The organism is Chromobacterium sphagni, from assembly GCF_001855575.1.
Lineage (GTDB): Bacteria > Pseudomonadota > Gammaproteobacteria > Burkholderiales > Chromobacteriaceae > Chromobacterium > Chromobacterium sphagni.
On record NZ_MKCS01000001.1, the window covers coordinates 1342779 to 1363823 of the forward strand.

Annotated in this window: 20 protein-coding genes and 2 riboswitches; of the genes, 15 read left to right on the top strand and 5 right to left on the bottom strand. The window is 61.7% G+C overall.

From position 1 onward, the window contains the following. Positions 1-21 precede the first annotated feature (21 nt). Genes cheZ through BI347_RS06470 form a run of 4 tightly spaced genes read right to left on the bottom strand, consistent with a single transcriptional unit; the run spans position 22 to position 3199 of the window. Complete coding sequence (gene cheZ / locus BI347_RS06455) at positions 22-771, bottom strand: protein phosphatase CheZ (RefSeq protein WP_071112001.1); 750 nt, start codon at positions 769-771, stop codon at positions 22-24. A 44-nt stretch (positions 772-815) separates the two neighbouring features. Then, positions 816-1211, bottom strand: coding sequence for a chemotaxis response regulator CheY (gene cheY, locus BI347_RS06460; RefSeq protein ID WP_080509481.1), 396 nt, complete (start codon positions 1209-1211; stop codon positions 816-818). Positions 1212-1262: 51 nt separating this feature from the next. Continuing rightward, on the bottom strand, positions 1263-2204 hold the full coding sequence (locus BI347_RS06465) for a chemotaxis protein (protein ID WP_071110979.1): 942 nt from the start codon (positions 2202-2204) through the stop codon (positions 1263-1265). A 41-nt stretch (positions 2205-2245) separates the two neighbouring features. After that, entirely contained in the window at positions 2246-3199 is a 954-nt protein-coding gene (locus tag BI347_RS06470) for a chemotaxis protein (protein ID WP_071110978.1), read from the bottom strand. Between the two features lie 324 nt (positions 3200-3523). Between BI347_RS06470 and BI347_RS06475 the strand changes: the two genes are divergently transcribed. The 11 genes from BI347_RS06475 (at position 3524) to BI347_RS06525 (ending at position 15990) form a co-directional block, all read left to right on the top strand. Continuing rightward, positions 3524-4534 (top strand): sensor histidine kinase, encoded by a 1011-nt coding sequence (locus BI347_RS06475; RefSeq protein WP_239690833.1) that lies wholly within the window; start codon positions 3524-3526, stop codon positions 4532-4534. A gap of 62 nt (positions 4535-4596) precedes the next feature. After that, entirely contained in the window at positions 4597-4911 is a 315-nt protein-coding gene (locus BI347_RS06480; protein ID WP_071110976.1) for an STAS domain-containing protein, read from the top strand. 390 nt (positions 4912-5301) lie between these two features. Next, positions 5302-5616: an STAS domain-containing protein gene (locus tag BI347_RS06485; RefSeq protein WP_071110975.1), complete on the top strand. Its 315-nt coding sequence runs from the start codon at positions 5302-5304 to the stop codon at positions 5614-5616. A gap of 601 nt (positions 5617-6217) precedes the next feature. Next, entirely contained in the window at positions 6218-6583 is a 366-nt protein-coding gene (locus tag BI347_RS06490; protein WP_071110974.1) for a response regulator, read from the top strand. A 40-nt stretch (positions 6584-6623) separates the two neighbouring features. Then, entirely contained in the window at positions 6624-8822 is a 2199-nt protein-coding gene (locus BI347_RS06495; protein ID WP_239690834.1) for a chemotaxis protein CheW, read from the top strand. A gap of 18 nt (positions 8823-8840) precedes the next feature. Further along, positions 8841-9338, top strand: a complete 498-nt coding sequence (locus BI347_RS06500) for a chemotaxis protein CheW (protein WP_071110972.1) — start codon at positions 8841-8843, stop codon at positions 9336-9338. Positions 9339-9364: 26 nt separating this feature from the next. Continuing rightward, a complete protein-coding gene (locus BI347_RS06505) occupies positions 9365-13021 on the top strand; it encodes a methyl-accepting chemotaxis protein (protein ID WP_239690835.1) in 3657 nt (1218 codons plus the stop codon). 110 nt (positions 13022-13131) lie between these two features. Continuing rightward, positions 13132-13974 carry a CheR family methyltransferase gene (locus tag BI347_RS06510; protein WP_071115538.1) on the top strand — a complete coding sequence of 281 codons (843 nt, stop codon included), beginning with the start codon at positions 13132-13134 and terminating at the stop codon, positions 13972-13974. A gap of 5 nt (positions 13975-13979) precedes the next feature. Continuing rightward, positions 13980-15065 (top strand): protein-glutamate methylesterase/protein-glutamine glutaminase, encoded by a 1086-nt coding sequence (locus BI347_RS06515; RefSeq protein WP_071115539.1) that lies wholly within the window; start codon positions 13980-13982, stop codon positions 15063-15065. Next, on the top strand, positions 15062-15667 hold the full coding sequence (cheD, locus tag BI347_RS06520) for a chemoreceptor glutamine deamidase CheD (protein WP_071110969.1): 606 nt from the start codon (positions 15062-15064) through the stop codon (positions 15665-15667). Before BI347_RS06515 ends, cheD begins: the two co-directional genes overlap by 4 nt. A 59-nt stretch (positions 15668-15726) precedes the next feature. Then, a complete protein-coding gene (locus BI347_RS06525) occupies positions 15727-15990 on the top strand; it encodes a hypothetical protein (RefSeq protein ID WP_158020746.1) in 264 nt (87 codons plus the stop codon). Between the two features lie 30 nt (positions 15991-16020). Here the strand turns inward: BI347_RS06525 and fdxA are convergent, their stop codons facing one another. Beyond that, positions 16021-16344: a ferredoxin FdxA gene (gene fdxA, locus BI347_RS06530; RefSeq protein ID WP_071110967.1), complete on the bottom strand. Its 324-nt coding sequence runs from the start codon at positions 16342-16344 to the stop codon at positions 16021-16023. Positions 16345-16437: 93 nt separating this feature from the next. On the opposite strand from fdxA, the gene gluQRS reads away from it, so the two are divergent. From gluQRS to gcvH, 4 genes are all read left to right on the top strand, one after another. Further along, entirely contained in the window at positions 16438-17334 is an 897-nt protein-coding gene (gene gluQRS / locus BI347_RS06535; protein WP_071115541.1) for a tRNA glutamyl-Q(34) synthetase GluQRS, read from the top strand. 301 nt (positions 17335-17635) lie between these two features. Next, on the top strand, positions 17636-18967 hold the full coding sequence (locus BI347_RS06540) for an amino acid permease (protein ID WP_101686120.1): 1332 nt from the start codon (positions 17636-17638) through the stop codon (positions 18965-18967). A gap of 252 nt (positions 18968-19219) precedes the next feature. After that, positions 19220-19311: riboswitch (glycine riboswitch) on the top strand. A gap of 14 nt (positions 19312-19325) precedes the next feature. Next, positions 19326-19424: riboswitch (glycine riboswitch) on the top strand. Between the two features lie 41 nt (positions 19425-19465). Continuing rightward, positions 19466-20554 (top strand): glycine cleavage system aminomethyltransferase GcvT, encoded by a 1089-nt coding sequence (gene gcvT / locus BI347_RS06545; protein WP_071115542.1) that lies wholly within the window; start codon positions 19466-19468, stop codon positions 20552-20554. Positions 20555-20619: 65 nt separating this feature from the next. Next, a complete protein-coding gene (gene gcvH / locus BI347_RS06550) occupies positions 20620-21006 on the top strand; it encodes a glycine cleavage system protein GcvH (protein WP_071110964.1) in 387 nt (128 codons plus the stop codon). Positions 21007-21045: the final 39 nt, after the last annotated feature.

Genomic DNA, 21045 nt, shown 5'->3' on the forward strand with positions numbered 1-21045 from the left:
GTCTGCTTTTGCTTGCGTTGCTCAGAAGCCCAGGCTTTCCAGCAAGTCGTCGACCTGCTGTTGGCTGCCTACCACGTCGGTCCGTCCTTCGGGATTGATGACCGGGCCGTTCAGCAGGCTGCTGTTGAGCTCGCCCTTCTTTTCATCTGGGGAGAACTCGATCAGGAAGCTGACCAGTTCGGTCTCCAGGATCTTGACCATGCCCATCATCTTCTTGATCACCTGGCCGGTCAGGTCCTGGAAGTCTTGCGCCATCACGATTTCAAGCAACTGGGTATTGGTGGCCTGGGTCTGGTTCGGCACGTCCTTCAGGTACTGCCGGGTCTCGTTGGCCAGGTTCTTGAACTCTTCCACGCTCAGCAGGTTGGCGAACAGTTTTTCCCAGCGCTCGCTCAGCGCCTGGGCCTGGCGTTCGAGATTGTCCTGAAACGGTTTGGCGATGTCTGTGGCGTTCAGCACGCGCTCGGCCGAGTTTTCCGTCAGCGTGGCGATATAGGCCAATCGGTCCTTGGCATCGGGAATGGTTTCCGCTACCCTTTCCAGTGATTTGTCATAGCCGAGGTCGCGCAGGGCGTCATGCATCTTGCGGGTCATCTGCCCGATGTGTTCATACATCGTGGAGGGATTGGTTTCGCTTGAGAATATCTTGGAGTCCGCGCCTTCGCCCGCCGATTCGACTGCTGGCGGCTCCGGCTGCTGCTGGCGCGCGACGCTTTCAAACAGGGCTTCGAGCTCTGGCGAGTCTCCATTATTCAAAATAGGGTCCGGCACTTTCAATCCTCCTCAATGCGAATGCGGGCAGTCTTGTGTGATGCTCAGGCTGGCTTGTTCATATTCTGGAAGATTTTGTTCATCTTCTCTTCCATGGTGGCTGCGGTGAAAGGTTTCACAATGTAGCCACTGGCACCGGCCATCGCCGCCTCGATGATGTTTTCTCTCTTGGCCTCGGCGGTAATCATCATGAACGGGAGATGCTTCAGTTGGGGATCTGCCCGGACTGCCTTGAGTAGCTCAATACCCGTCATATTGGGCATGTTCCAGTCGGAAACGACGAAGTCGAAGCTTTGGGTCTTCAGCTTGTGCAACGCCACCTGGCCGTCTTCAGCCTCGTCGACGTTGGTGAAGCCCAACTCTTTCAACAGGTTGCGGACGATCCTTCGCATGGTGGAGAAGTCGTCCACGACCAGAAATTTCATATTCTTGTCTGACATCGAGGTATATCCTGAATTATCTGTGTTCCATCAAGGCGCACATTGTAGCGACTACCTTTGCAGGAATGGAATCAAAGTTTCTGCCAGCACGCCCGGGTCAAACTTCGCCACATAGGAATCCACGCCCACGCTGGAACCCATTGCACGGTTGGCATTGGACGACAGCGAGGAGTGCATGATCACCGGTATGCCCTTGAAACGCTGGTCGGATTTGATCAGCTTGGTCAGCACGTAGCCGTCCATTTCCGGCATTTCGGCATCGACCAGAATGATCTTCAGATAGTCGTGCAGGCATTCGCCTTCTCCCCAGTTGCGTCCGGCAAGCACCTGCAACCGGTCCCAGGCTTCGCGGCCATTGGTGGCCTGCTGGAACTTGATGCCCATTTTCTCCAATACGCCGGTGATCTCCTTGCGCGCGACTACCGAGTCGTCGACAAAGAAGATGTATTGGTCGATTTCCAGCTGCGCGGTGGGCACGTCCGGCAGGCGGGGTTCGCCCACTACGCTGGCGAGGATCTGTTCCACATCGAGAATGGATACCAGCTTGCCGTTTTCCAGTTCGGTGATGGCGGTGATCAAGTTCTGATTGGCGCCGGCGGCCGCCATGATGTTTTCCGGCGCGCGCACCTTGTCCCAGTCCACCCGAATGATGCGGTCCACCGAGTCCACCAGGAAGGCCTGGGTGCTCTTGTTGAATTCGGTGACGATCATGGTGTCGAACTTGCTTTCGTTGTTCTCGTGTCGGATGAACTTGGCGAGCGAGATGACCGGAATGATGTTGCCGCGCAACGACAGCACCCCTTCGACGCCGAACGGCATATTGGGAGTCTTGGTGATGGCCGGCGTCTGCGAAACTTCGCGCACCTTGAACACGTTGATGCCGAATGTCTCACGGGTTCCCAGCGAGAACAGCAGAATCTCCATCTTGTTGGAGCCGGCAAGCTTGGTCCTGGCGTCAACACTGGCAAGCAAGGAGGCGTCGGTGCTAGGCATGTCTTATCCCTATCCCTTGAAAATCTTGAAGAAGACTGTATTTAGTTGCTCGGTTCCAGTTTCAGCATCTGGCGCAGCTTGCTGGCCAGTTTCTGAGGTTCGAACTTGGCAACATAGGAGTCGACGCCGACCGATTCTCCGAGCTTCTGGTTGGACGAGCCGGAGAGTGAGGAGTGCATGAGAACCGGAATGCCGGCAAAGCGCGGGTCGCTCTTGATCATCTTGGTCAGCATATAGCCGTCCATCTCCGGCATTTCAACGTCGGTCAGCACCAGATGCAGCTCATCGCACAGCTGGCGGCCGGCGGCCTCGGCCTGGTGGGCCATCTTCTGCAGGTCTTCCCAGCCGCGCATGCCGTTGATGGCGGAGGTGTACTTGATGTTCATCGCCTCCAGCGTGCGCTCGATCTGCTTGCGTGCCACGGCGCTGTCGTCGGCGAAGAAGATGCGGCGTTCTTCCTTGACTGGTTCGATATTGATGAAGGTATGCCCGTCTTCGACGATGCTGGTTTCCGCCAGCACCTTTTCCACATCCATCATCATCACCAGGGTGCCGTTGTCCAGCTCGGTGACGGCTGTCACCAAGCCGGCCATTCGGTTGGTGATCATGTCGGGCGGGACGCGCATGGCAGACCAGTCCAGACGCAGGATGGTGTCGACAGCCTCAACCAGGAAACCTTGCGTGTGGGCGTTATATTCGGTGACGATCATGATTTCCGGGCGATTGCTGGTCACAATGCCGGCATACTTGGCCAAGTCGATCACCGGCACCAAGGAGCCGCGCAGGCTGACCATGCCTTCGACCGAAGAGGGCATTTCCGGAGCGGATGTGATTTCGGGGGTGCGCATGACTTCACGCACCTTGAACACGTTGATACCAAAAACTTCTTTGCGGCCGGTACGCTGATCATGCCCTAGTGAGAACAGCAGGATTTCCAGCTTGTTGGTGCCTGCCAGTTTGGTTCTGGCGTCGATTTTTTTGAGAAGCTCTGACACAGAAACCTCCGCAGCATCTTTTGGAATGGCGTACTACTTCCCTTTATACGCCAGATATGAGTTTTTCCCGGTTTTTTTTGCTCGCGGCCATGTCGGACGCAAGTTGGCTCACCGTGAATGGATCATTATCATACTGTTTAAGGGGTTTTTACAAATGACAGTGAAGCGATGACGACTATGGTTTCAAGCCTGAAGGATCAGCAGCAGCTTGAGGCGGCATTTGAGCAGTTCAACGCGGTATCCAGTCAACTCATTGATGCATATAGGCAACTTGAGGTTCAAGTCAATGTTTTGAATGCCCAATTGGACGAGGCTAACAATCAGTTGCGAAAGCAACGCGACGAAAACGCGGCTCTGGCTGAACGGCTGGCACTGTTGCTTAAAGTGTTGCCGGCCGGGGTGGTGGAGTTGTCGCCGGAGGGGAGGGTCATCGCGGAGAACCTGGCGGCGGGGGTGCTGTTAAACCGCTGTTATATAGGTGAAAGCTGGTCGGATTTCCTGAGCGGGTTGCAGCGTTCGGAGCAGGACGACACCTATGCCTTGGCGCTGGAAGGCGCGACTAGGCGACTGACCTTGCAATATCAGGATTTGCCGGCATCGGGCGGAAGGATTGTGCTTATTCACGATGTGACCAGGCTGCACCAGCTGACCGGAGAACTGGCGCAGCAGCAAAAGTTGGCTTCGATGGGGAGCATGGCGGCGGCGCTGGCGCACCAGCTGCGCACGCCGCTGGCCAGCGCGATGCTGTATACCGCCAATTTGAAGCAGGACATCCCTCGTCCGGAGGACCGCGCGCGTTTCGTCGACAAGAGCCTGGCGCGGATGCGGGCGTTGGAAGGCCTGATCCAGAACATGCTGGGTTATGTGCGTGGCCAGGTTTCTTCGCTGGAGAAGGTGGAGGTGGTGGCGCTGCTGGAGGATGTCTGTTCGGTATTGGCGCCGCAATGCCATGACAAAGGTGTGTTTTTTGATTGCAATCTGCCGGAAAACTCTGCCATAACGGTCTTGATAGATCGCAAAGCCTTGCAAGGGGCATTGATCAATCTGCTGGAAAATGCCTTGCAGTTCACGCCCGCCGGAGCGAGGGTCGGGCTGGAGGTGGTCCGGGAGCCGGATGGCGTGGCTTTCCGTGTCGATGATGGCGGTCCCGGGGTGGACGTCGCGGTGGCGGACAAGATTTTCGAACCGTTTTTCACCTTGCGTCCGGGCGGCACCGGCCTGGGGCTGGCGATCGTTAAGAAGGTGGTGGAAGAGCTGGGTGGCAATGTACGTTGCTACAACAAGGCGGAGGGCGGGGCCTGCTTCGAATTGAAGCTCCCGGCTTGCCAGGATTAATGCCCGGTGCAGGCGGCGCCCATTCAATTTGTCTCGAATCTAAGGAAAGCCGAGGATCAGTGATGAAACCGATTGTGAGTGTAGAGGGGCGTGTCGGAACCATGCGGCTGATTGGGCAGTTTGATTTCAATCTGCACAAAGACTTCCGTCAAGCCAGTCAGGAATTGCTGGACAACGGGTCGGTGCAGGAGATTCATGTCGATTTCGATCAGGTCCCGTTTCTGGACAGCTCCGCGCTAGGCATGCTGCTGCTGTTGAAGGAGCGCGCCGCAGGACAGAAAAAGTCGATGATCCTGATCAATTGCCGCGAGGCGGTGATGCAGGTCTTCGAAATTGCCTGCTTCAACAAGATGTTCACTATCCGGCCCACCGCCTGAGACTGGGTGCCCCGGTCCGTGCCGACACCGCGCATCCATGCCGGCTTGATGGCCGTCGTCGCTGACCGGTGATGGGCATGGTTTCGTGCGCGGTTGTCGTATTGCGACCATTAAGCGGGGCAGCCGGGATGGTTTCTCCTTGCTAAAGACCCTTGCTTGGTAAGGGCGCAGCGGCTTGTCGCGTCGAGAGCTTGAAGGATGACGGGTATCTGGAACTAAAAACGCGCGTGGCGCGGCCGGCCGGGCATGTGGCGTCACGCCGCTGGCGCCTGATCCGGTTGCTTGCGTTATTGCTGCAAGGGGGCGGGGGGCGCATGCGTCTGGCTTGCTTGGCTTGTGTGCCCGCTCGGCCGATTGGAAGGCAAACCCGAGGAAAGCCGGGGATCCGCGATGAGACCGATAGTCAAAGTTGAGGGAAGCATCGGGCTGATGATTTTAATCGGACAGTTCGATTTCAATATGCACAGGGAGTTTCGAGAAGCCAGCCAGGGGTTGCTGGAAAACGATCAGATCAGGACGATCCGTATCGATTTCGCCGAGGTTCCGTGGATAGACAGCTCCGCGCTGGGGATGTTGCTGCTGCTTAGGGAACGGGCCAGCGCCACCAGAAACATTCCTCTGGAGCTGCTCAACTGCCGACCGGACGTGAAGCAGATTTTCGCGGTTGCCAGCCTTCTCAGAGAGTTCAACTTCCAACCCGCCTGAATGGTTGCCGGCCTGCGCTGCACGCGATTTCCCCGCACTGCGCTGCGTGCGGGGATGCTCCCGCAACGGGGTGGCGGCGGGTTCGCTTTTCCCTTCTTTCGAAACGCCTTTTCCAATTGGGCGCTTTCCCATTTTTCCGGATGTGTCTATGGCGATTCCGTCTGCTGGTTCCCAATGATTGCGTGTCTGCGGATATCCCGCATCTCATTTCGGCTATGTGAATGCTATTGCGCAGAATAAGCTTGATTCGCTACCGATTATTGCTGATCACGTAATGGAGGCGCGGGGGCTCGTGGCCCAGTATTGCCATGGCGACGGGCGGGGAGACGAGTTTGGTCCGTCAGGCGCGCCGGAGAGGCGTGTCTGACCCGATGTCGATAATTATTCTTCGTTTTATGCCGATATTGTCTAATCTGCGAATGGAATAACTGTTTTCGCAGTGGGGAATGCGCTTGCTGTCCGACCGGGCGCGGGCGGTTGCCAGGCTGAGCCTAGGGGAAGGGCGCCGCGAGGCTAGAGCGCCGGTCGGCATCCCGAATGGGCAGGACTGAAAAGGTTGCAGTGGTTGTATCAACTGGAATCACTAAATAGCGGAAATGCCATGTCTAAGAGAATCCTCACAGTGGACGATTCGGCATCGATTCGTCAGATGGTCAGTTTTACCCTCAAGAGCGCAGGTTACGAGGTGGCGGAGGCGGTTGACGGCAATGCCGGGCTGAGCAAGGCGCAGAGCGCGCAGTTCGATCTGGTGCTGACTGACCAGAACATGCCGGGCATGGATGGCTTGACCTTGATCCGCTCGCTGCGCAAGCAGCCGGCCTACACTTCCACCCCCATCCTGATGTTGACCACCGAGTCCAGCGACCAGATGAAGGCGTTGGGCCGCGCGGCCGGAGCCTCGGGCTGGCTGGTCAAGCCCTTCGACCCCCAAAAGCTGCTGGATGTCGTCAAGCGTTTGGTCGGCTAACGCTTCATCGCTACGAGGGGGGACGATTGTGGCGATCGATATGTCTCAGTTTCATCAGGTTTTTTTTGATGAAGCGGATGAGCACCTGGCAACCATGGAGTCGCTGTTGCTGGCGATGGATATCGTCAGCCCGGAGTCGGAAGACCTGCACGCGGTTTTTCGGGCTGCGCACTCGATCAAGGGCGGCGCCGCCACCTTCGGTTTTTCCGACATGGCCGATCTGACCCATGTGCTGGAAAACCTGCTGGACCGGGTGCGCAAGGGCAGTATGGCGCTGACCGCGCCGATGGTGGACGCCTTCCTGCAATCCAAGGATGTGCTGCAAGGCATGCTGACCGCCCACAAGGGCGGCGAGCAGGTGGATCCGGCGCAGGTGGCGGAGGTCAAGCAGCAGCTGGTGGACATCGAGAGCGGTGGTGGCGAAGTGCCAGCCGCGCCGCCGCCGTCGGCGGAGGACGGCCTCCCAGACCATGGTCCGGACAAGATCTGGACGTTGTTCCTCGAATTTACTCCGGCTGATGGCGTAGACGTGCGTCCGGTGCTGGATTCGCTGGCGCAGCATGGCGATCTGACCGTGGTTCAGGAAGGCGGCGCTGCCGAGGAACTGCCCTGGGTCGCGGTATTCACCTCCGGGCTGGAAGCCAGCGAGGTGGCCGAGTCGCTGGCCTTCATGCTGGCGCCAGAACAGTTTCGCATCAGCATCGATCACGGCGGCGAAGAGAGCGGCGATTTCGGTTTTTTCCTGCCTGGCGACAGCGTGAATCCCGGCCAGGGCCGCCCGGCCGCCGGCGCCGACTCCTTGCAGGAGGATGGCGGTTTCGGTCTGTTCGAGCCATTGTCGCATCCTGCGGCCGCCAAAGCGGCGGAACAGGATATCGAAGGCGATGGCTTCGGCTTGTACGCCAAGGCGCCGGGTGTGCCCAAGGCCGCGGACGAGCAGGCAGCCAAGCCTGCGTCGGTCGCCGCCAGCCCCCGCCTGGCGGACAAGGCCGATAAGGCTCCCGCTGCGGCCGGCGCGGCGGCGGCCGGCGAGAACTCGATCCGCGTCAATATCGAAAAAGTGGACCTGCTGCTCAACCTGGTGGGCGAGCTGGTGATCACCCAGTCGATGCTGATGCAGTCCGGCAGCGCGCTCGATCCTGTCGAACACGAGCGGCTGTTGAACGGCATCAGCGCCTTGCAGCGCAACTCCCGCGAGCTGCAGGAGGCGGTGATGTCCATCCGGATGACGCCGATCGCCTTTGTTTTCAACCGCTTCCCGCGCGTGGTGCGCGATCTGGCCAGCAAGTTGGGCAAGCAGGTGGATCTGAAGATGGTGGGGGAGAATACCGAGCTGGACAAGGGCTTCATCGAGAAGCTGTCCGACCCCCTGACCCACCTGGTGCGCAACAGCCTGGACCATGGCATCGAATCCCCCGATATCCGCCGCGGCAAGGGCAAAGCGCCGTCGGGCAGGCTGACGCTGCGCGCTTTCCACCAGGGCGGCAGCATCGTGATCGAAGTCAGCGACGACGGCGCCGGGCTCAACCGCGAGCGCATTCTGGCCAAGGCGCGCGAGCGTGGCATGGCGATAAACGACGGCATTTCCGATTCGGAAGTCTGGGGGCTGATCTTCGAGGCCGGTTTTTCCACCGCGGCCGAGGTCACTGATGTATCGGGCCGCGGGGTGGGGATGGATGTGGTCAAGCGCAATATCCAGAACATGGGCGGGCGGATCGAGATCGATTCGATGGTCGATGTCGGCACCACCATGAGCATCCGCCTGCCGCTGACGCTGGCCATCATGGACGGCATGTCGGTGCGGGTGGGCAAGGAAATCTATGTGCTGCCGCTGGGCTTCATCCTGGAGTCGCTGCAGCCTGAGCCGCGTGAAATCAAGACCGTGGCTGGCCGTGGCGAGGTGGTGCACATCCGCGGCGAATACCTGCCGATTGTCACGCTGGGCAAGTATTTCGGGGTGGCGGACGCCAGGGTTTCCGCCGAGGAGGGCATTCTGGTGATCGTCGAGGCGTCGGACTCGCGGGTGGCCTTGCTGGTAGACGATCTGATCGGCCAGCAGCAGTTCGTGGTGAAGAACCTGGAAACCAATTACCGCAAGGTGGATGGCCTGTCGGGCGCCACCATTCTGGGAGACGGCCAGGTGGCGCTGATCCTCGATATTTCAACCATCGCCCGCTGCAATAGCTGCCAGCGGAGCGCGCAGAACGCCGCGCCGCAGGCGGCGACCGTTGCCGAATAACCGGCGGAGAGGCCAGACATGCAGGCGGACAACCTGAACGATATCCAGGCGCGGGGCGCCGAGGCGCGCGAGCTGCTGGTTTTCACGCTGGGTAGCGAGGAGTACGGCATCGACATCCTGAAGGTGCAGGAGATCCGCGGCTATGACACGGTCACTCGCATCGCCAACGCGCCGGACTTCATCAAGGGCGTAATCAACCTGCGCGGCAGCATCGTGCCGATTGTCGACTTGCGCCTCAAGTTCGGCCTGGGCGATCCGCAATACAACGAATTCACCGTGGTGATCATCCTCAACGTCAGCAAGCGGACGGTCGGCATCGTGGTGGACGGCGTCTCCGACGTGATCCAGCTGGACAAGGATTCGTTGCGCGCGCCGCCGGAGTTCGGCGCTTCCGTCGACACCGCCTATATCGAGGGGCTGGGGACGGTGGAGGAGCAGATGATCATCATTGTCGATATCGAGCGCCTGATGAGCAGCGACGAGATGGCGTTGACCGACGTGACAGCCCGGGCCTGATGCCCGCACCCTTGGGAGAAGCAAACATGAGCGACATCAAGTTGAAGCACCTGCTGACCCTTGGTTTCGGGTTGTTGGTAGTGGCGATGGCGGCGGCGCTGTATTTGGCGCAGTCGCAACTGCACCGGTTGCAGGGAGCTGCGGACGATTTTTCCTCATCCCAGTCGGTACAGGTCGCTCAATTGGTGCAGGCCAGCCGGGCGCAGGAGGCGGCCGGCCAGTTGGCGCGTCAGCTGGCTGGCCTGCTGGCCGGCGGCGAGACTGCGCAGCTGCGCGCCGCGCAGCCGCAGGTGGACGCCGCGCTGGACGGGGTGACGGGCAGGTTGAATACGTTGTCGGCCCACGTGTCCAACGAGGGAAAGCCGCTGCTGGACGCCGCGCGGGGCGGAGACTCGCTGCTGCGCAACCAGGTGGCGAGCTATCGCCAGTTGCTGGCGGCGAACCATGGCGACGAGGCGCGCGGCTACCTGCAAGCCACTTTGTGGCCGACGGCGCTGAAGTATCAGGACGCGGTCAGCCAGTATGCCCGCTTCGAGAGCGAGCTGTCGTTGAAGATGGCCCCGGCCGCAGGAGCGGGCGCGGCCGATCAGGCGGCGAACGAAATCATCGGCATGGGCGGCGCGGTGGCGGCACTGGCCATCGTCCTGGCCTGGCTGCTGACCCGCGCGGCGGAGCGGCAGATCGGCGGGGATCCGCAAGTGCTGGCGGCGGTGCTGCGCGAATTGGCCAGCGGCGAGGTGCGCACCGAGTTCCGCGTCCGCAAGGGCGACCAGAGCAGCCCGTTCGCCTTCCTGCACGACGTGGTGGCGCGCACGCTGGAGAATCTGCGGCTGCGCAGCGCGCTGGACGTGTGCACCACCAATGTGATGATCGCCGACGCGGAGCATCAAGTGGTGTATGCCAACCGCGCGGTGCTGGACATGTTCCAGCAGGCCGAGGCGGACATCCGGCAGGATCTGCCGCAGTTTTCCGCGCGCGGCATCCTGGGCAGCAATATCGACAGCTTCCATCGCAATCCGGCCTACCAGCGCGGCGTGCTGCAGCAGCTGCGCAACACCCATCGCGGCACCATCAAGGTGGGCGGACGCACTTTCAGCCTGGTGCTGACCCCGATACTGGACGGGCAGAACCGCAAATTGGGCTCGGTGGTCGAGTGGGTGGACGCCACGAGGGAGCTTGAGCGGAAGGCTGCCGAGGACGGGCGCCAGGCCGTGGATCGCCAGGCGGCGGCGGAGAACGCCCGCATCCGCAGCGCGCTGGACGTATGCACCACCAATGTGATGATCGCCGACGAGAACCATCAGATCATCTACGCCAACCAGTCTGTCCTCAATATGTTCCGCAACGCGGAGGCGGATATCCGCAAGGATATTCCGCGCTTCTCCGCCAGCAGTCTGCTGGGCGCCAATATCGACCAGTTCCACAAGAATCCCAGCTACCAGCGTGGGCTGCTGCTGCAAGTGAAGGAGACCCATCGTTCATCCATCGTGGTGGGCGGACGCACCTTCGGCCTGATCCTGTCGCCGATATTCAACGACAAGGGCGAGCGGCTGGGCGCGGTGGTGGAGTGGCAGGACAACACCGAGATGCTGCGCCTGCAGCATGAGGCCCAGCTGCGGACAGACAAGGAACGCGAGCAGGCGGCGGAAAACGCCCGCATCCGCAGCGCGCTGGATGTCTGTACCACCAACGTGATGATCGCGGACGAGCAGCATCGCATCATCTACGCCAACCAGTCGGTCCTCGATATGTTCCGCAACGCGGAGGCGGACATCCGCAAGGATATCCCGCGTTTCTCCACCGGCAACCTGATGGGGACCAAGATTGACGAATTCCACAAGAACCCCAGCTACCAGCACGGCATGCTGCAGCAGGTGAGGGAGACGCACCGCTCGTCCATCATGGTGGGCGGGCGCACTTTCGGCCTGATCCTGTCGCCGATATTCAACGACAAGGGCGAGCGGCTGGGCGCGGTGGTGGAGTGGCAGGACAATACCGAGATGCTGCGCCTGCAGGCCGAGGCCGATGTCCGCGCCGCGGAGGAGCGCAAGGTGGCGGCGGAGAATGGCCGCATCCGCAGCGCGCTGGACAATTGCACCACCAATGTGATGATCGCCGACAATGATCGCAAGATCATCTACATGAACCACAGCGTCACCGACATGCTGCGCGGAGTGGAGGGCGATCTGCGCAAGGCCTTGCCCAATTTCGATGTGCGCGCGCTGATGGGCTCCACCATCGACGAATTCCACAAGAACCCGGCGCACCAGCGCGACCTGCTGGCCAATATGCGCTCTACCTACCGCACCGAGATCGTTGTGGCCGGACGTACCTTCTCCCTGGTGGCCAATCCGGTGTTCGGCACCGATGGCACCCGGCTGGGTTCGGTGGTGGAGTGGAAAGACCGCACCGCCGAGGTCGAGATCGAGCGCGAAGTGGCGGAAATCGTCAGCGCGGCCTCGGCGGGCGAGTTCGGCAAGCGCATCGAGGTGGAAGGCAAGCAGGGGTTCTTCAAGCTGCTGAGCGAAGGCATGAACCAGCTGATGGGGGTGACCAGCCAGGGGCTGAGCGATATCGCCACGGTGCTGGGCGCGCTGGCGCGCGGCGATCTCACCCGAACCATTGCGGCCGACTATCAGGGGCTGTTCGGCCAATTGAAGACGGATAGCAATGCCACCGTGGACAAGCTGAAGGAGATCGTCACCAATATCAAGGACTCCACCGACGCGATCAATACCGCGGCCAAGGAGATCGCCGCCGGCAACTCCAACCTGTCCGGCCGCACCGAGCAGCAGGCGGCCAGCCTGGAGGAAACCGCGTCCAGCATGGAGGAGATCACCAGCACGGTGCGGCAGAACGCCGAAAACGCCAAGAAGGCCAATTCGCTGGCAACCGGCGCTTCCGACATCGCCGCGCGCGGCGGCAAGGTGGTGGGCGACGTGGTGTCCACCATGAACGAGATCAATGAAAGCGCCAAGAAGATCGTCGACATCATCAGCGTGATCGACGGCATCGCCTTCCAGACCAATATTCTGGCCTTGAACGCGGCGGTGGAGGCCGCGCGGGCGGGCGAGCAGGGCCGCGGCTTCGCGGTGGTGGCGAGCGAGGTGCGCAATCTGGCGCAGCGCTCGGCGGCGGCGGCGAAAGAGATCAAGTCGCTGATCGGCAATTCGGTGGACAAGGTGGAGTCGGGCAGCCGGCTGGTGGACGAGGCGGGCCGCACCATGAACGAGATCGTGGTTTCCATCCGCCGGGTGGCGGACATCATGAGCGATATCTCGGCCGCCTCGGCGGAGCAAAGCTCGGGCATCGAGCAGGTGAACCTGGCCGTCACCCAGATGGACGAGAACACCCAGAAGAACGCCGCGCTGGTCGAGCAGGCCGCAGCCGCCGCCGAGTCGCTGGAGGAGCAGGCCCGCTATCTGTCCGACGCGGTGGCGGTGTTCAAGCTGGACGAGAGGCTGTCGCATGGCAGGCCGCCGGCCGGCAAGCCGTCGGTCCAGCATGGCTTCACCAGCGGCAGCACCAGCCATCTGAGCAACCAGCACTCCACGCACCAGCTGGCCTCCGCCGCGGCCGGCAAAAGCGCCAGCCATGCCGGCAGCTATCATGTGAAGTCCCGGTCGCCGGAGCCGATCCGCCCGCAGGGCGACTCGGGCGAAGGCTCGTGGGAGGAGTTCTGATCCGCTGAGTCGGCGAGGCTCCCTCCATCCCGCTGCGATGCGCACCGCTGGATGGAGGGAGCCGCGGCGCGGATAGGCCGGCGGAGCGGGCGCAGAGCGAGGATGGCTACATGGCGGAAGACACGGAACTCAAGTTCACCCAAAGCGATTTCCGGCGCGTGCGTGACATGCTTTACCAGCGGGTGGGCATCTCGCTGAACGAGTCCAAGACCCACATGGCGTATGCGCGGCTGGCCAAGCGCGTGCGTTCGCGCGGGCTGCGCAGCTTTACCGAGTATCTGGATTTGCTGCAGGACAGCCAGGAGGCCGATGAGTGGCAGGGGTTCATCAATGCGTTGACCACCAATCTCACCTCATTCTTCCGCGAGTCCCACCATTTCGACATGCTGCGCGAGCATGCCCGCCAGCACCGCCGGGCCGGGGAGACGTTCCGGGTATGGAGTTCGGCCTCCTCCACCGGGGAGGAGCCCTACTCCATAGCCATCACCATGCTTGAGCTGTGGGACGGGGCCGGCGGCGGCTTCGAACTGCTGGCGTCGGACATCGACACCAATGTGCTGCAGCAGGCGGCGCTTGGCGTTTATGGCCGGGAACGCACCGAAAAAGTCTCGCCGCAACTACTGAAGAAGTATTTCGACAAGGGCGTCGGCGCCAACGAGGGCAAGGTCAGGCTCAAGCAGAAGGCGAGGGACGCGTTGTCGTTCTTCCAGTTCAATCTGGTGGAACCGTGCTGGCCGGATATCGGGCGGTTCGACGTGATTTTCTGCCGCAATGTATTGATCTATTTCGACAAGCCCACCCAGGCGGAAATACTGTCCAAGATGGAGAGTTGCTTGAAGCCGGATGGTCTGCTGCTGCTGGGGCATTCGGAGAATATCGTGCATCTGACCGATGCTTTTGTCGGTTGCGGCAGGACGGCTTACCGCCTGGCGCATCCGGAGCGTGGAGGGTAGGAGACATGGCGGCTGCCATCCAGAACAGAATCAGGGTGGTGGTGGTGGACGATTCGGCGCTGATCCGCAATCTTCTGACCGCCATCATCAACGAGGCGCCGGATATGGAGGTGGTGGCGACCGCCTCCGACCCCATCATCGCCCGCGAACGGATACGCGAGACCAATCCGGACGTGGTGACGCTGGACGTGGAGATGCCGCGCATGGATGGGCTGGAGTTCCTGCGCCGCCTGATGCGGCTGAAGCCGACGCCGGTGCTGATGATCTCGTCGCTGACGGAGTCGGGTTCGGAAACCACCCTGATCGCCTTGGAGCTGGGCGCGGTGGATTTCGTGCACAAGCCTTCCGAGGATGTGTCGCGCCGGATGCAGGAGTACGCCGAGGAAATCCGCGAGAAGCTGCGGGTGGTGGCCGGCGCCCGGCTGCGGCAGCCGATGCGCTTCAAGCAGCCCCCGCCGCCGCCGGCGCCGGCACGCAGCGGCCCGCTCCTGTTCCGGCAGAACGCCGTGATCTTCGTCGGCGCCTCCACCGGCGGCACCGAGGCGATCAAGGACTTCCTGATGGGTATGCCGGCCAATTGCCCGCCGATATTGATCGTCCAGCATATGCCGGAGCACTTCACCTTCACGTTTGCCGCCAGGCTCAACAATCTGTGTCCGATGCAGGTGAAGGAGGCGCAGGACGGCGAGCAGGTGAGGAGCGGCATGGCGTATATCGCGCCGGGAAACTGGCACATGCGGGTGTGTCCGGGCGGACCGACCGGCTACCAGATCGCGCTGGATCAGGGGGATCAGGTCAATCGCCATCGTCCGGCGGTGGACCCACTGTTCGATTCGGCCGCGCAGCATCTGCGCAAGAGCGCGATCGGCGTGATTCTCACCGGCATGGGCCGGGACGGCGCCGACGGCATGCTGCGGATGCGCAATGCCGGCGCCGTCACATTTGGCCAGGACGAGGCCAGCTGCGTGGTATACGGCATGCCCAGGGAGGCCTTCAAGGCCGGCGGGGTGATGCACGTCTACCCGTTGGGCCAATTGGCGTCCAGGGTCGTCGAGTGCCTGCAAAATCATGCCGAAAGGGCAAGTACATGAATCATGCCGACGCGATGAACGGCCATCAGTACTACGACAAGCATTTCCAGATCATGGCGGTAAAGGTGTTCCCGGGCGAGTTTCATGCCACCAATCAGCCTAGGATGCTGGTGACGCTGCTGGGCTCCTGCGTGGCGGTGTGCCTGAGCGACCGCACGTCTGGCGTATGCGGCATGAACCACTTCCTGTTGCCCGAAGGCTCGCTGGATCTGGGCGCGGGCACGTCCGCCGCGCGTTTCGGCGTCAACGCGATGGAGCTGTTGATCACCGACATGCAGAAGCTGGGAGCGATGCGGCACCGGCTGGAGGCCAAGATATTCGGCGCCGGCAACGTGCTGGAGGGCATGACCGTGGTGAATGTGGGCGAGCGCAATACCAACTTTATCCGCGGCTATCTGGCCAACGAGCAGATTCCGGTGCTGGCAGAGGACCTGCTGGGCGAATGCGCGCGCAAGGTGTATTTTTTCACCCATACCGGCAAGGTGCTGATCAAGAAGCTCAAGCGCAGCAGTTTGGCGATCAAGGCCGAGCAGCCATACCGCGGCCGCATCCTGGAGCAGAACGAAGGGGCGAAGACCGGCGATATCGATCTGTTCATTTGACGATGCGAGCGAATGGCGAGGATCTTGGGGTGGGCGGACGCTTCGATTGGCCAAGGCGGATGGGCGGGTGGCTGGCAGCCGGCTGCCTGGGCGGATGCGCCTTGCACGGCATCGCCTTTGTCGCGCCGGGAGAGACGGTGAAACCATGGTCTTTTTCTAGCGCGGGCATCACATACCAGTACATGCATGTGTACGACGGCGAGCTGCCTTACGCCGCCGGGTTGGCGGATGGCTATTGCGGCGGCTTGGGCAGGCGCGCGGTTCTGGCGCGGGTGGGGAAGCAGGCCGCGGATCGTAGTCTGGCGATATTCAAATGCCAATAGTTCCGCGATGCGCGAGGGAGCCGGCCGTTGTCACTTTTCCAGGTGTTGCAACTTGCCGGACACCTGGGCCCAATCGGCGTGGTCGGCCGGCGGATCTGCCCGCTGGGTGATGGTCGGCCAGCCTTTGGCCAGTTCGGCATTGAGCTGGATGAAACCTTCCTGGCCCTGGGGCACATCGTCCTCCGCGTAGATGGCGTTCACCGGGCACTCCGCCACGCACAGCGAGCAATCTATGCATTCGTCGGGGTCTATCGCCAGGAAGTTGGGACCCTCGTGGAAGCAGTCCACCGGACACACTTCCACGCAGTCGGTGTATTTGCATTTGATACAGGCATCGGTTACAACGTACGCCATTCGTGTACCCTCATTAAAGCGGAATCGTGAATCGGGATAGTTGTATTTTAGCGATAATTTGTCCCGTTGTAGATTTCGGCCTGCCTAATCAAGATGTCTAAGTCATTATACCGGGGCCGTTTCGCCCCCAGCCCGACCGGCCTGTTGCATGCCGGGTCTCTTTGCACCGCAGTCGGCAGCTATCTGGAAGCGCGCAGCCGCGGCGGCGAGTGGCTGCTGAGGATGGAGGACCTGGACCCGCCGCGCGAGGTGGCTGGCGCGGCGGACGATATCCTGCGCACGCTGGAGGCCTTCGGTTTTGAATGGGACGGCAAAGTGGTTTACCAGAGCCGACGCCACCACCTTTACCGCGCCGCGCTGCAGCAATTGATTGCCAGCGGCCACGCCTATGTCTGCTGCTGCACCCGCAAGGAAATCGCCGCCCGCGCCCAGCGCGGGTTGGATGGCTACGTCTATCCCGGCACTTGTCGCCGCGGCTGCCCGGACGGGCGGGAGGGCAGGGCCTGGCGTTTGCGGACGCGGGATGGGGACCGGGTGGTGATGGACCGCCTGCAGGGCGAAAGCCGGCAGAATCTGGCGCGGGATATCGGCGATTTCGTCCTGCTGCGCGCCGATGGATTCTGGGCCTACCAGCTGGCGGTCGTGGTGGATGACGCCGATCAGGGCATCAACGACATCGTGCGCGGCGCCGATCTCCTGGTGTCCACGCCGCGCCAGCTGCAGGTGTACGACAGCCTGGGGCTGGCGCCGCCTGACTATTGCCATCTGCCGATGCTGACCAATGCCGCCGGAGAGAAGCTGTCCAAACAGACGCTGGCGCCGGCGATATGCGTGGACGACGCCGCCCGCCAGCTGCGCGCCGCGCTGACCTTGCTGGGCCACCCGCCGCCGCCGGAGTGCGGCAGTCTGGGTGAGCTGTGGCGCTGGGCTATCGCCAGCTGGTCCCTGAGCAGGGTGCCGCGCGGCCCGCTGGTCTTGTCCGACATATAAGGCCTTTCTTATTCTTTTGACATAAGCATTTGTCGCGGCACGATTTTTTTGTAAAAAAATCGGCAATGCGACATGTTTTTACGTCAAAACTGTGTTTTAATGCGCCCTTTTTTTCCGGCGCGGCGGTTGGCGCCCAGGCCGGCCGATGTCGAGAGATCGGCCAAGCAGCCAGGGCTGGGCTATCTTGAAGCCTGCAAGACAAGCCAGCCTAAGCCGTCGTTTTCCCCAATCATCCGCATGTTTGCGCCCGACTCTCGCGAGTCCGGCGCGGGATGCTTTCCGCCTCAACGGAGAATCTGGTTTGAGCGAAAACAGTTCCATCCAAAAGAAAGGCTCGCTCGGGGTCTGGATGTGCACCGCCTTGGTGGTGGGCAATATGATAGGTTCCGGCGTGTTCCTGCTGCCGGCGTCGCTGGCGCCGTTCGGCGGCATATCCATGCTGGGCTGGCTGCTGACTTCGTGCGGCGCGATCTGCCTGGCGCTGGTGTTCGCCCGCCTGTCGGCGATGCTGCCGCGCGAAGGCGGGCCGTATGCCTATATACATGCCGGTTTCGGCGACTTCGCCGGCTTCTGGATCGCCTGGGGCTACTGGATTGCGCTGTGGGCCGGAAATGCGGCGCTGGCGGTGGCCGCCACCAGCTATATGCAAGTGTTTTTCCCCATCCTGGGACACAGCGAGCCTTTGGCGGGAGCCTTCGCCATCAGCCTGATCTGGATCGTCACCTGGATCAACAGCCGCGGCGCGCGCAGCTCCGGGATGGTGGCGGTGGTGACCACGCTGCTCAAGCTGCTGCCGCTGGCGGCGGTGACCTTCATCGGCTTTTTCCATTTGAACGCGGATAATCTGGTGTTCAACCCGCATCACAAGCCTTTGATGTCGTCGTTGTCCGCGACCATGGCGCTGACGCTGTGGGCCTTCCTTGGCCTGGAGTCGGCCTCTGTGCCGGCCGGAGACGTGGTGGAGCCGGCCAAAACCATCCCGCGCGCCACCGTGATAGGCACGCTGCTGGCCACCCTGCTGTACATCCTGTCCACCGTGTCGCTGATGGGTCTGATGCCGGCCGACGTGCTGGCGGCTTCGCAGGCGCCGTTCGCCGACGCCGCCCGGCTGATGTGGGGCGATTGGGGCTATTGGGCGGTCGGTTTCGGCGCGGTGGTGTCCTGCTTCGGCGCGCTCAACGGCTGGAGCCTGATGCAGGCGCATGTGCCGGCGGCGGCGGCCAAGGACAAGCTGTTCCCCAGCCGTTTCGCGCGGCGCAACGCCGCGGGCGTGCCTATTTTCGGCCTAGTGCTGTCCAGCACCCTGGTGACCATTCTGATGGCCATCAAGTATGCCGGCGGCGACAGCGGCGTGAAAATCTTCGAATTCATCATCCTGCTGGCCACCGCCGCCACGCTGCTGCCATACGCCTTCTGCTCGATGGCGCTGATTGCCATCATGCTGATGCGCGGCAAGGCGTTTTCCAAGCGGGACTTTGTGGCGCCGGGCTTTTTCGCCGGGATAGGCTTTGTCTACTCGCTGTGGGCCTTGTACGGCTCCGGCGCGGATACCGTGATGTGGGGCATGCTGCTGTTGCTGCTGGGTCTGCCGGTGTATGTCTGGCAGCTGAAGGAGCGGCACGCCGCAGCCTGACGGCGCGATGGCTCACCGTAAAAGCGCAGCGTTCAGCGCTGCGCTTTTTTCATGGCAGGCCGCCGGCAGGTCCATAAGCATCTTGGCAGCGGCTGTTAGCGGATAGGCTGGTTTGACCGGTGAAATTTTCGCATCCGAATGGCAATTATTATTATTTTTGTAATATTCTTTTCTTATAAGAACAGAAAAACAAACTGTTTTACTTCGAAATAAACTCGGCTTGCCAAGCCGCCGCGACTGCTACCATAATCGCCGGGTCATACAGGAGAGAGCGGTCCTTGCGATCGCCGCCGAAGGCGCAAGTGCACCCGCAATCGCTCAGGCAAAAGGACTGTATCATCGGGCTGGCGGCTGCCGGCTTGCAGAATCTGGAGAGCGGCGTCCCCGTGGCGCCCACCGAAGGGGCTAACGGCTGATCCAGCCGGAAAATCTCAGGTGCAGGGACAGAGGGGTGTGGTTGATAGAGGAAACACACACCTGCAAGAGGACCACCGCACCATGACGGCCCCGAAACGTACCCCGCTGTTCGACGCCCACGTCGCCGCCGGCGCGAAGATGGTTGACTTCGCCGGTTGGGAAATGCCCATCCATTACGGTTCCCAGCTCAAGGAACACGAAATCGTCCGCAGCGACGCCGGCATGTTCGACGTCTCCCACATGACGGTGATAGACGTCACCGGCTCCGACGCCAAATCCTGGTTGCAAAAACTGATCGCCAACGACGTCGCCAAGCTCGGTTTCGAGGGCAAGGCGCTGTATTCCGGCATGCTCACGCCGGAAGGCACCGTCGTCGACGACCTGATCGTCTACCTCACTTCCTACGGCTACCGCATGGTGGTCAACGCCGGCACCACTGAAAAAGACTTGGCCTGGATGGACGCGCAGAAGGCCGGCTTCGACGTGGCGCTCAAGGTGCGCCGCGACCTCGCCATGCTGGCGGTGCAGGGTCCGGAGGCCATAGACAAGGTTTGCAGGATCAAGCCGGAACTGGCCGACGCCATCCGCGCGCTGAAAGTGTTCCAGGGCCTGCCGCAGGATGAATGGTTCTACGCCCGCACCGGCTATACCGGCGAGGACGGTCTGGAAATCATGGTCCCCGCCGATCAGGCCATCGCCTTCTTCAATCAGTTGCAAGCCGTTGACGTCGCGCCGATCGGTCTGGGCGCGCGCGACACGCTGCGCCTGGAGGCCGGCATGAACCTGTACGGCCACGACATGGACGAAACCGTATCGCCGCTGGAGGCCGGCATGGGTTGGACCATCGCCTGGGAGCCTAAGGAGCGCAAGTTCAACGGACGCGAGGCGCTGGAAGCGCAAAAGGCCAAGGGCGTGGCGATGAAGCAGGTGGGCCTGGTGCTCGAAGGCCGCGGCGTTTTGCGCGAAGGCCTGAAGGTGGTGGTGGAGGGCGTCGGCGAAGGCGTCATCACCAGCGGCACCTTCTCGCCCACGCTGAAGCACTCCATCGCGATCGCTCGGGTGCCCGCCGCCACCGGCGCCGCCGCCCAGGTGGATCTGCGCGGCACGCTGACCGATGTGCGCGTGGTGAAGATGCCCTTCGTGCGCAACGGCAAGAAAGTATTCGAATAATAGGGCGGCGTCCAAACGACGACCGCCATGACCATTGATCTGATCTTAAGCTGGAGAACTTCAAGATGAGCAACATCCCCGCCGAACTGAAATACGTCGAAAGCCACGAGTGGCTGCGCCTGGAAGCCGACGGCTCCGTAACCGTGGGCATCACCGAGCACGCGCAGGAGCTGCTGGGCGACATCGTTTTCGTAGAGCTGCCCAAGGTGGGCGCGCAACTGGCCCGCGATGAGCAGGCCGGGGTGGTTGAGTCGGTGAAGGCCGCGTCCGACGTGTACTGTCCGATCGCAGGCGAAATCCTGGCGGTGAACGAAGAGCTGGAAGGCGCGCCGGACCTGGCCAACAGCGAGCCTTACGGCGCCGGCTGGTTCTTCAAGCTCAAACCGGCCAATCCGGCCGATCTGGACGGCCTGATGGACGCAGCCGCCTACGCCAAGGAAATCGGCGCCTGATCGCTGAACCCGCCCTGCAGTCGCGAGACTCAGGGCGTT

Excerpts from the sequence above, each read along its gene's own strand:
- BI347_RS06525 (WP_158020746.1), top strand. The coding sequence starts at position 15,727 with ATGGGCGGGTGGCTGGCAGCCGGCTGCCTGGGCGGATGCGCCTTGCAC.
- BI347_RS06500 (WP_071110972.1), top strand. The coding sequence starts at position 8,841 with ATGCAGGCGGACAACCTGAACGATATCCAGGCGCGGGGCGCCGAGGCG.
- BI347_RS06480 (WP_071110976.1), top strand. The coding sequence starts at position 4,597 with ATGAAACCGATTGTGAGTGTAGAGGGGCGTGTCGGAACCATGCGGCTG.
- BI347_RS06495 (WP_239690834.1), top strand. The coding sequence starts at position 6,624 with ATGTCTCAGTTTCATCAGGTTTTTTTTGATGAAGCGGATGAGCACCTG.
- gcvH (WP_071110964.1), top strand. The coding sequence starts at position 20,620 with ATGAGCAACATCCCCGCCGAACTGAAATACGTCGAAAGCCACGAGTGG.
- BI347_RS06505 (WP_239690835.1), top strand. The coding sequence starts at position 9,365 with ATGAGCGACATCAAGTTGAAGCACCTGCTGACCCTTGGTTTCGGGTTG.
- gcvT (WP_071115542.1), top strand. The coding sequence starts at position 19,466 with ATGACGGCCCCGAAACGTACCCCGCTGTTCGACGCCCACGTCGCCGCC.
- BI347_RS06485 (WP_071110975.1), top strand. The coding sequence starts at position 5,302 with ATGAGACCGATAGTCAAAGTTGAGGGAAGCATCGGGCTGATGATTTTA.
- BI347_RS06510 (WP_071115538.1), top strand. The coding sequence starts at position 13,132 with ATGGCGGAAGACACGGAACTCAAGTTCACCCAAAGCGATTTCCGGCGC.
- cheY (WP_080509481.1), bottom strand. The coding sequence starts at position 1,211 with ATGTCAGACAAGAATATGAAATTTCTGGTCGTGGACGACTTCTCCACC.
- BI347_RS06515 (WP_071115539.1), top strand. The coding sequence starts at position 13,980 with ATGGCGGCTGCCATCCAGAACAGAATCAGGGTGGTGGTGGTGGACGAT.
- cheD (WP_071110969.1), top strand. The coding sequence starts at position 15,062 with ATGAATCATGCCGACGCGATGAACGGCCATCAGTACTACGACAAGCAT.
- gluQRS (WP_071115541.1), top strand. The coding sequence starts at position 16,438 with ATGTCTAAGTCATTATACCGGGGCCGTTTCGCCCCCAGCCCGACCGGC.
- BI347_RS06465 (WP_071110979.1), bottom strand. The coding sequence starts at position 2,204 with ATGCCTAGCACCGACGCCTCCTTGCTTGCCAGTGTTGACGCCAGGACC.
- fdxA (WP_071110967.1), bottom strand. The coding sequence starts at position 16,344 with ATGGCGTACGTTGTAACCGATGCCTGTATCAAATGCAAATACACCGAC.
- BI347_RS06490 (WP_071110974.1), top strand. The coding sequence starts at position 6,218 with ATGTCTAAGAGAATCCTCACAGTGGACGATTCGGCATCGATTCGTCAG.